Raw genomic sequence first — 2,390 nt, forward strand, 5'->3', positions numbered from 1 at the left:
TGATCTTTTACACCAGTAATAATAACCACTCTTACTTACTTTTAATGTTTTGCACATCTTCTCAATAGGGTATTTTATTTTGTAAGTATCTATGAAAATAAAAATATCTATCTGTTCTTGGAGAAGATGCTTACTGCCTTTTTTAAGATGTCACGTTCTAATTCTGCATCTCGCAATGCTTTCTTTAATTCTACTATTTGCTTTTGTTCTGGAGTTAAATTGGGACGACCGTTTCCTGAAAAACTACCTGTAGAATTTGAATTAAATTCTCTACACCATCTTCCTAATAATTCTTGACGAATACCCAAATCTGTACTAACATCTTTTTTACTTTTTCCTGAATTAACTAATTCAACTGCCATTATCTTAAATGACTTCTCGTATTTTCTTCTTGTTGTTTTCATAAATGCTCAAAATTATATCTTTTAAGCTTAACTTACTGTCCAAACAAATGTAGTAACTCCATTACCTTATATCTTTATCACTTACTCATACCGCTACAAAGTTGCAAACTTGGTAGAGCAGCAGACGCACGGATTGCAAATCCGCGCTATCGGAGTGTTAATACCTACTTTCTACTTCTTTTAATTTAACTTCCTTACCATTATCTATAAGCGAACTTTTAGCGTAAAAGTCTTCTCCTTTTTTATATATTCTAGCGAGTGGTTTACTTTTATCGCCTTTATATTCATCATCGTCCTCAGCCTCTATATAATAAAGCAAAACACATTCGTTTGTTCTAACTTGTCTACATTTATAATCAAACTCGCCTTCATAACCCATCATTTGAAAAACAATATATTCTTCTTCTAAATATTCTATAATATAACTTGTCTCATTAATACGATCTCCAGGGTTTATTACGTAATCAAAAGAGTAATATTTATACTCATCATCTTGTTCGTTGACCTCTAGAGTTGAAGGTTTAGATTGGTCATTTAAAGAACTGCTTATCTTTGATATTTTTAATTTTTCTTTCTCTATGACAGTAACATAAATTATATTGTCATCACTATCATAATAACCTTTCTCACGAGATACACTATAAACGTTATTTTTATCGGTATCCTCTACTTTTAGTGTTTTCAACCATTCTACAGTAGGATCTTGGGCATTTATTATGTAGTCATACCCTTTAACTTTGTTAATTTCATTAATTAAATCTTTTGTTAAATAAAATTCATAATCTATTGATTCTTCATTTAATGGGTCTTCTAAATACTTAATGTACTTTGTATAAAATTCAAGAATAAAATCTTTAGTCTCTATTCTTGCTTGGGTATTATCAATAGAATTATCATTTTTTTCTACATTAAGTACTGATGTATTATCTATTAAGACATCTTTATTGTTTTTAGTACCTCCTTTACATGATAAAAAAGAAGATATAAAGATAAATACAATTAAAAATTTAAATATTCTATTTATTCCCATCTGTATATTTTATAATTTGGCTTTGCTTTTCTGTAGGCATTCCCTGGATAAAGAGTTTTTTGAACAAAATCAGAAACCCAATTTTCGCCGTTCCACATGGCTATATGACCGTGAGGATTATTTGTAAAACTTTCGATAACTGATATATCGCCTTTTTGATAATTCCCTGCAGAGACCTCTTTGAAACCTTTATGTAATAAAAATGGGCCATAATCTTTTGCTGATCCAGGACGTTGATCTATTTTAGATACACCCCATGTCTTCATTCCTCCAGCTTGCGGAATTGTACTCATAGATCTTATCAATAACGAAATCCTAAGTCGGGAGGTTTCGTGTAGCAGAGTATTTTTATTCTTCTTCTTTTAGCTTAATTTCTTTACCATCTTCAATAAGAGGACTGGTAGCATAAAAATCATCTCCTTTTTTGTATATTTTCATTAAAGGCTTGCTTCTATCTCCTGTAAATTCATTTATTCCTGTATTCTTCTTATAATGAAGTTCCACTCCTTTTTGAGATTTTTTTTGTAAACATTCATATTCAAATGAATCATTACGAGAATCCATGTTAATAACAACAATATCATTATCAATGTATTCTATTCTGTACTTTAGAGCATCCATTGGATCATCTGGCTTTGTTCGATATTTAAAAAGATAATAAGTAAATTCATCTTCGTTTATAGAATTATTTTTGTTAAAGTCCGTAGGAATTGTGTATTGATCATAGTTTAGCCCCCAATAAGTTCGGAGTGTTCTTTTAAATTTCAAACTAATACATTTGAGATATGAAATACAAGAAATGGACTTTAGACCAGAAGTTAGAAATACTAGCTACTTCGGAAGAGATTGGTATCGTAGAAGCTTGTCGTAAGTATGGAGTTAGCACTGGCACTTTTTATAGTTGGAGAAAGAAGTTTGACCATCAGGGAGAGGCTGGTTTAAAAGTTACTTATGAC

General features: G+C 30.5%; 5 protein-coding genes. 1 reads left to right on the forward strand and 4 read right to left on the reverse strand.

Going from position 1 to position 2,390, the window contains the following annotated elements:
• Positions 1-107: 107 nt before the first annotated feature.
• The 4 genes from CVD18_RS22000 to CVD18_RS22015 all read right to left on the reverse strand — a co-directional run bounded on the left by CVD18_RS22000 (position 108) and on the right by CVD18_RS22015 (position 2,202).
• The gene (locus CVD18_RS22000; protein WP_103867599.1) at positions 108-404 is read right to left on the reverse strand and encodes a transposase; all 297 of its coding nucleotides are present in this window, start codon (positions 402-404) and stop codon (positions 108-110) included.
• Positions 405-561: 157 nt separating this feature from the next.
• Positions 562-1,434: a hypothetical protein gene (locus tag CVD18_RS22005; RefSeq protein WP_103867600.1), complete on the reverse strand. Its 873-nt coding sequence runs from the start codon at positions 1,432-1,434 to the stop codon at positions 562-564.
• Entirely contained in the window at positions 1,425-1,727 is a 303-nt protein-coding gene (locus CVD18_RS22010; RefSeq protein WP_103867601.1) for a cytoplasmic protein, read from the reverse strand. The genes CVD18_RS22005 and CVD18_RS22010 overlap by 10 nt, the downstream gene beginning before the upstream one ends.
• Positions 1,728-1,782: 55 nt before the next feature.
• Complete coding sequence (locus tag CVD18_RS22015; protein WP_103867602.1) at positions 1,783-2,202, reverse strand: hypothetical protein; 420 nt, start codon at positions 2,200-2,202, stop codon at positions 1,783-1,785.
• Between the two features lie 17 nt (positions 2,203-2,219).
• Here CVD18_RS22015 and CVD18_RS22020 point away from each other — a divergent pair.
• The coding region (locus CVD18_RS22020; RefSeq protein WP_146052740.1) for a transposase at positions 2,220-2,390 on the forward strand (171 nt) is incomplete at its 3' end.

The organism is Aquimarina sp. I32.4 (genome assembly GCF_002924285.1).
Classification (GTDB): domain Bacteria; phylum Bacteroidota; class Bacteroidia; order Flavobacteriales; family Flavobacteriaceae; genus Aquimarina.

Bases quoted from the DNA above. Each gene is read 5' to 3' on its own strand.
- CVD18_RS22000 (WP_103867599.1), bottom strand. From the start codon at position 404: ATGAAAACAACAAGAAGAAAATACGAGAAGTCATTTAAGATAATGGCA.
- CVD18_RS22005 (WP_103867600.1), bottom strand. From the start codon at position 1,434: ATGGGAATAAATAGAATATTTAAATTTTTAATTGTATTTATCTTTATA.
- CVD18_RS22010 (WP_103867601.1), bottom strand. From the start codon at position 1,727: ATGAGTACAATTCCGCAAGCTGGAGGAATGAAGACATGGGGTGTATCT.